Source organism: Pleomorphomonas koreensis DSM 23070, from assembly GCF_000425185.1.
In the GTDB taxonomy this organism is placed as follows: Bacteria; Pseudomonadota; Alphaproteobacteria; order Rhizobiales; family Pleomorphomonadaceae; genus Pleomorphomonas; species Pleomorphomonas koreensis.
Genome location: NZ_AULH01000043.1, coordinates 1 through 5,942, shown reverse-complemented (window position 1 = coordinate 5,942; position 5,942 = coordinate 1). Strand labels below are relative to the sequence as shown.

Sequence of the window (5,942 nt, the reverse complement as noted above, 5' to 3'; positions counted from 1 at the left end):
AGCAGGACGTGCTCGCCTACATGACCTTTCCCAGGCAGCACTGGACCAAGCTTCACAGCACAAACCCCATCGAACGTCTCAACGGCGAGATCAAACGACGGACAGAGGTCGTCGGCATCTTTCCCAACGATGACGCAATCGTCAGACTCGTCGGGGCGCTGCTGCTCGAACAAAATGACGAGTGGGCCGTCCAGCGGTCCCGCTACATGACACTTGAGACCATCGCCACGATGAGCGATGATCCGCTCATCAGCCTGCCAGCGGCAAGCTGACACGTTCCCGGCTCTGTCCGGAAGGCACGGCGAGCGCCGAAGCTACACCACGCCCTGGGACACGATCTTGTATCGCTCCGCCCACCCCTCTGGAAACCGCTGAAACAAGATGCGTGAAGGCATTTCGTCCAGCGGAACGGGGCGCAACGGAACAATACCGCCAAAAACAGATGTGAAGCCGAAACTTGCAGCAAATGCGAGCAGACACTCTTCCACTTGGATCGCGCTCTGCGCTTTCTCGAGGTCTTCAATGAAACCCACTGTTTGGTAGAATCGGTCCGGCACCTGCGCTCCTCCAAATTTTGTGCATCTCCCTTGGCGATAGCTCCCAGCGTTCCGTTCGGAGGTCGTCGGTAGAGTTGGGTTTCGGATGATCGGATGGGATACGACGTGCGAGCTCGCGTCGAGACAACTAACTCGGGTTGATTGGAAACTATATGCTTGCGGTAGAGCCGCCTCTTGTTCGGTATTGCGCACGTTCGCCCCTGTCTCACCGGGGAAATGCGTTCGCAAGAATGGCTTCTAGCTTGGGATTTCTGTCGCGTTTGCCTGGCTGTTCACAGAGTCACGATTGGTCGCTTTCCCCTTGACGCGAAACCTTTCGCTAAAGCGGAGAGCAGAGTGCACACTTCCGCCCTCCGCTGTCTCATGTGCGCCGGTTCAAGGAGCGATGGTGATACGGTTATCGACCTTCGTGACCCCTGGTGCCCGCCATGCGGCCCGCTCGGCTTCTTGGCGCTCGGCCCAAGAGCGAACCGTGCCGGTGAGCGTGACCTCCCCCCCGCTGGCCGTCACAACGATCCGATTGGCGTCGATCTCGGCGCTGCGCTTGAAGGCGTCCTCGATTTTCGATTTGATTTCGGCCGGGGCGACGCGCGGCTTCAGCGTGATCAGGTTTGAGATGCCCTTTATGCCTTTCAGCGCCCGGACCGCGCGTTCGGCGCGTGTGCGCTGGTAATCCCATTCGACGGAGCCTTCCAGCGTCGCCCAGCCGGTTTTCACCAACACCTTGATGTTTTCGTGCGCGTAAGGAAGCTCGGTCTTGATCGCGGCGACGGCTTCGCGCGCGAGCTCGGGATCGGGGCGCTGGCTTTCGGAGGGCAGCCGTACTTCGATGTCGTTCGCCAGGCCGAGGACACCGGACACACGCTTTGCCGCTCGCTCTGCCTCGTACTTTTGCAGATAGCTGCGGACAAAACCCGTGAGCGTCACGACGCCGGACTTGACCGCAACGCCGATGTCGGTGGCGTCGATGTCGGGGTCCCACTTCAGCTCGAATTCCACGTCGCGCTTGATGTCACTGTCAGATCTCATTGTTCTATTTCCTTCTGCCAATTGAGCATGGCCGCGCTGCGCGGCCCCTGGTCGGTCCTCCGCAACTTACGGCGTAAGCACGCTACGCCGGGCATGGTGGCGCGCGCTGACAGGCGTCAGTTTTCGATGTGGACGCCGATTCAGCACGAAGCTGCTCTCGCGACGAACCGCCACTTGGCAGGAAAACAAACGTCCGACCTTCATGGGCAGGCTGGCTGCAACCCGTGGGGCGCCCCTGTCACGCCGCGTGAGCGGTCCTTCGGAAACAGCCGTCCGCGCTTCGAGCGCCGTATCTCGCGAAAAACTGTCGATTGTCAGTGTCGGTCGGAGGCGGAGTTGCCATCAATGCTCTTTGTCTCGCGACAGCTCCGCGGCGCTTGCCCGCCAAGAGAAAGGGCCCGTGAGCTGGACCTGACGCATCAGGTTGCCCGGCGTTAGCGGCGGACGAGATCGCCCCACGCGGGATCCCATAGGTCTTCGTGCTCAAGCACGATCACGATCCTTTGGAAACCGTAACGCTGAAGCAGGCGCTGCGCCTGAGCGAGCGCAAGGCCTACATCGACCTCCTCGCTCTCGTCCGGGCCAATGTGAGCGCCTTCTCGAGAATGCGCCATCCATCCGAGGGTGGCCCGGATGGGGGCCTTCCCTTGCCAGTCGAAAATTGTGACGATGATCTCGTTCCCGGCAGCTGACCCGGGATCATCGAGGAGGGTATATCTGGGTCGCTTCTTCGCAGTCACGTTCGTGTCCAACCTCATGGTCTCACTTTCGGGTTCACACTTCTCACCGCTCCGTCTGGACAGAACCTAGCCGCCGCTGCAAATTTAGTCCGTGGAGCGAGCCTGACAACTGCCTGCTGCATCTGCTATGGCTAGTTGCACTCGGCTGACACGAACCCAACTGTAGCCGAAAACCGATCCTGATTGTAGCAAGCAAGAGCCGATCCGCAGGATCTGTCAGACCCTGATCGGCGGAGACGCAAATGCCTGTGGAGGAAAATCAAAAGCTGGTCCGCGCGCTCGACGACCTCTTTCGCCTCTCCGCTCTGCAAGCGGACTGGAAGGACCTGGAGGAGGACGCGGTCGTCGAAAGCCTGGCCTCGGTCCTTGTGAAGACCCTCAACGCCGACTTTGTATATATGTCGATAGCGACGCTGCAAGTCGTCGTTGAGCTCGTGTATGGGCCCAACGGACGACTGCCGCCGCCATTCGTTCCGACTGTCCGCAACTCCCTATTGGCAGCCATTACGGACGGGGGAAAGATCGTCAGCCCGGTCAGCGGCAACAAGGTCACTGTCCACGCAACGCCCATCGGCAATCACGGCGAGGCGACCGTGATAGTCGCGTCGGATCGGCCAGATTTCCCAACTGAGGTGGAAACACTCCTTCAGCGCATGGCCGCAAGCCAAGCCATGTTGGAATTGCGACGGCGCGAGAAAACTGCTCCAAACGCATATCTCGCAAGGCTCATCGCCGCATCGTCCGACTTCATCGGCATCGTGAATCTTCAGGGCCGGCCGCTCTTCGTGAACCACGCTGGCCTTGAACACGTCGGGTTGGCTGATTTGCGTGAGGCGTCCGAGCTTCATATTGCCGATTTTCTGGCGCTCGGAGACCGCGATCAGCTGCGTTATGGCGTTTGGCATCGGATTCTCTCCGACGGGCGTTGGACGGGAGTGCTACGGCTGCTCCACACCAAGTCGAAGGATAGCCGACCTTTCCTGTTCGATTTCTATCGCCTCGATCTTCCCCCGGCTGGACCGGTCGCGATTGGCGTCGTCGGCAAGGAGGTTGCGAGTCCGTCAAAGACGTTGACCGATTCAAAGGAGGGAGGATCCTCTGAGGTCACCGACGAGCGCAACGAGGCGGCAGCTCGCGTGCAAACGCTAAGCGAGCGTGAGCGGCAGGTGCTGGTCCGGCTCGCCGACGGTCAGGCCCACAAGGAGATTGCCCACGAACTCGGCATAAGTGTCCGAACCGTTGAAGTTCATCGTTCCCGCATGTTGCGGCGGCTAGGAGTGAAAACCGTCGCGGAGGCGATTAAGCTCGCGGTTCTCGCTGGCTTAAAGGAGTAGTGCCAAGTGATGATCCACCTCTAAGCGCTGGCAAACGGGTCGTGCAAGGAAAGATGTGACTCCCGCCCAGTAACGACGCGCCACTTCGTCCACTCTCTGAGCGGGCCATTTCCCTTTACGAGAATTCCCATAAGGTGAATCCACAAATAGCTCCTTACCCGCACGTTTTTCTATCGTCACCACGGTCGTCCAATTGCTTGGACGGTTCCGTTCTGAAGGCGTGTCGATGGAACGTTCATCGCGGTTTGACGGCTCGGACTGCGAGCCACGGATCAACAAGAGTCCGAGAGACCTAAACTCTATCGCCATCCTCAGGACGTTCCAGCGTGATCAGGACATCTTCGAACACCACCATCGTTGTGACTGGTGGTATCGCATCGTTTCCGGAGCGACACGCAAATATCGTATCCGCAGTGATGGACGACGGCAAATTGCGGACATTCACCTCCCAGGTGACTTCTTTGGATTCTCATCATCCGACGCGCACGCCTCCTCGGTGCAAGCAATTGTGGAGGGAACAATAGTTGCCTGTTATCCCCGAGCGGCAATTGAGGCTCTCGCGGACTCTGATCCGGCGACTGCCAAGCTCATCCGACTGGGAACCTTCGCGGCAATTGAAAGGCTGGAGCAGCAAATTTTCGTAGTGAGCACAATGTCGGCTCCGGAACGGGTGCGAGCTTTCCTGGTCCATTTTAGAGATAGGATCGGCCGATCTGGCGAAAACGATCTAGCTCTGCCCATTACACGCTACGACATCGCCGATCTGCTCGGACTCTCGACCGAGACAGTCTGTCGAGCGTTTACGAATCTCCGCGAGCGCGGCGCAATTTCTCTGGAAGGTCCCCGAAACGTCACGATCATTCGGCCTTAGGGAGCGAACTCAAGCACAGGATCTCTGTTCTCTATTCTGGATGAGGACGCAGCTCAGGGGCGCCGTGCATATCCGTACCGGAGTCTTCAACATTTGAGCTTTCCGCCTCCTGCAGTTCGTCGACGGTAGTTGAGGTTGCCGCCGGCGCGACGCCCAATGCGGCAACCTCGATCTGCGCACGCTTTCCCTCCAATCCCTTTGACACGCGATCGCAGTACGATTGCCATTCGCTTTTCGAAAGTTGATGCACGGCCATTCAAGATCTCGTGTTTTCAGCGGCAAATCGTGCCAAGAACTCTAAAGTCACGACGCGAGCGCCGGTGTGCAACGAGCACGGCTCGACCCCCCGAATCCCAAAGCATGACCTGGAATTCTTCGGCGCAATGCAGGGGCTGCGATCCATAGCGACGATGATGTCGCTGGGACACGCAAGTCCGAGTGGAGCGCTCCCTCTGAATTCCCGGGCATTCTCCGAAAGCGGGGTGGGCTTTCAATATTGTGCCGCGTTTAATTCCGCGATGAGCTGACGACCGTCATTGCCTCGGCCGTGTGAATCGGCGACGCCGAACAGCGCCGCCGACCCGTAAGCGATGCCCAGTGCTATCGCCAGCACCGCCAGATTGGCGAGCAGGGCATGCTCGCCGTTCCATTCCACCTCCACAACTCTGAGCTCCACCTCAGCCGGACGCGCTGGATCGGCTGGCAACTCCCAAGGCAGCTTGAGGAGGATGCGCCATGTATGCGTCGACGTACTCTCCCGTTGTTAGGCGGCCACAGACCGCAGATGTGGCGGTTTATCGTCATTGCCGTTCCAGATGGCTACGAAGCGCGGCGCGTGCTCGAGCGCGCTCGTGAGATAGATGCGCTCGCCGAAGTTCTCGTGCGCGCTCACGGCGATGCTGACCGCACGTATCTTCAAGAACGCGGTGCGACCCGGGCAATCTCAGCCGAATACAACGTAGGCTCGGCAATGGCAGAGGCAACGCTCAGCGGCTTGACGCTCGGTGACCAGATCGCGACAAAATGGGTGCCAATCGTTGGTATTACCTACGACCCCAAAGGGGTCGTTTGCGGGAGGGGGCGGAATCCTACGCTAAGGATTTGGCCACCGATATTCACCGGTGAGGTTGATGTGCTCCCATCCGAGCGGCGAGACATGGGCCAGTAGATCGGGCGATAGCAGCTTTCCATCGCGTTTCTGACTGGCGACGACGTCGCCCAGCTTCATGGTGTTCCAGAAGATGATGATGGCGGCGAGCAGGTTCATACCGGCAATCCGGTAATGCTGGCCTTCGGCGGAACGGTCGCGGATTTCGCCGCGTCGGTGGAAGCTGATGGCCCTCTTCAGCGCGTGATGCGCCTCGCCCTTGTTGAGCCCGATCTGCGCGCGGCGTTGCAGATCGGCGTCCAG

At 59.4% G+C, this 5,942-nt stretch carries 9 protein-coding genes; 4 read left to right on the top strand and 5 right to left on the bottom strand.

All coding sequences use genetic code 11. The features are described 5' to 3' along the window. Nucleotides 1-272 (top strand): IS256 family transposase (locus H512_RS0119690; protein ID WP_026784787.1); only part of this gene is annotated, 272 nt, incomplete at its 5' end. 42 nt (nucleotides 273-314) lie between these two features. Here H512_RS0119690 and H512_RS0119685 read toward each other — a convergent pair. Both H512_RS0119685 and H512_RS0119680 read right to left on the bottom strand, forming a co-directional pair. Next, nucleotides 315-557 carry a hypothetical protein gene (locus H512_RS0119685; protein ID WP_026784871.1) on the bottom strand — a complete coding sequence of 81 codons (243 nt, stop codon included), beginning with the start codon at nucleotides 555-557 and terminating at the stop codon, nucleotides 315-317. 375 nt (nucleotides 558-932) lie between these two features. Beyond that, nucleotides 933-1,586, bottom strand: coding sequence for a BON domain-containing protein (locus tag H512_RS0119680; RefSeq protein ID WP_026784870.1), 654 nt, complete (start codon nucleotides 1,584-1,586; stop codon nucleotides 933-935). Between the two features lie 479 nt (nucleotides 1,587-2,065). Here H512_RS0119680 and H512_RS27220 point away from each other — a divergent pair, with 479 nt between their 5' ends. From H512_RS27220 to H512_RS26685, 3 genes are all read left to right on the top strand, one after another. Continuing rightward, complete coding sequence (locus tag H512_RS27220; RefSeq protein ID WP_156899589.1) at nucleotides 2,066-2,278, top strand: hypothetical protein; 213 nt, start codon at nucleotides 2,066-2,068, stop codon at nucleotides 2,276-2,278. Nucleotides 2,279-2,568: 290 nt separating this feature from the next. After that, nucleotides 2,569-3,660, top strand: coding sequence for a LuxR C-terminal-related transcriptional regulator (locus H512_RS26055; RefSeq protein WP_053240085.1), 1,092 nt, complete (start codon nucleotides 2,569-2,571; stop codon nucleotides 3,658-3,660). A 226-nt stretch (nucleotides 3,661-3,886) separates the two neighbouring features. Continuing rightward, entirely contained in the window at nucleotides 3,887-4,531 is a 645-nt protein-coding gene (locus H512_RS26685) for a helix-turn-helix domain-containing protein (RefSeq protein ID WP_084798648.1), read from the top strand. A 31-nt stretch (nucleotides 4,532-4,562) separates the two neighbouring features. On the opposite strand, the gene H512_RS27690 is transcribed toward H512_RS26685, so the two are convergent. From H512_RS27690 to H512_RS0119655, 3 genes are all read right to left on the bottom strand, one after another. Next, nucleotides 4,563-4,787 carry a DUF5335 family protein gene (locus H512_RS27690; protein WP_084798647.1) on the bottom strand — a complete coding sequence of 75 codons (225 nt, stop codon included), beginning with the start codon at nucleotides 4,785-4,787 and terminating at the stop codon, nucleotides 4,563-4,565. A 234-nt stretch (nucleotides 4,788-5,021) separates the two neighbouring features. Continuing rightward, on the bottom strand, nucleotides 5,022-5,186 hold the full coding sequence (locus H512_RS27215; protein ID WP_169507195.1) for a hypothetical protein: 165 nt from the start codon (nucleotides 5,184-5,186) through the stop codon (nucleotides 5,022-5,024). Between the two features lie 438 nt (nucleotides 5,187-5,624). Further along, on the bottom strand, nucleotides 5,625-5,942 hold a 318-nt coding region (locus H512_RS0119655), incomplete at its 5' end, for a Tn3 family transposase (protein WP_026784868.1).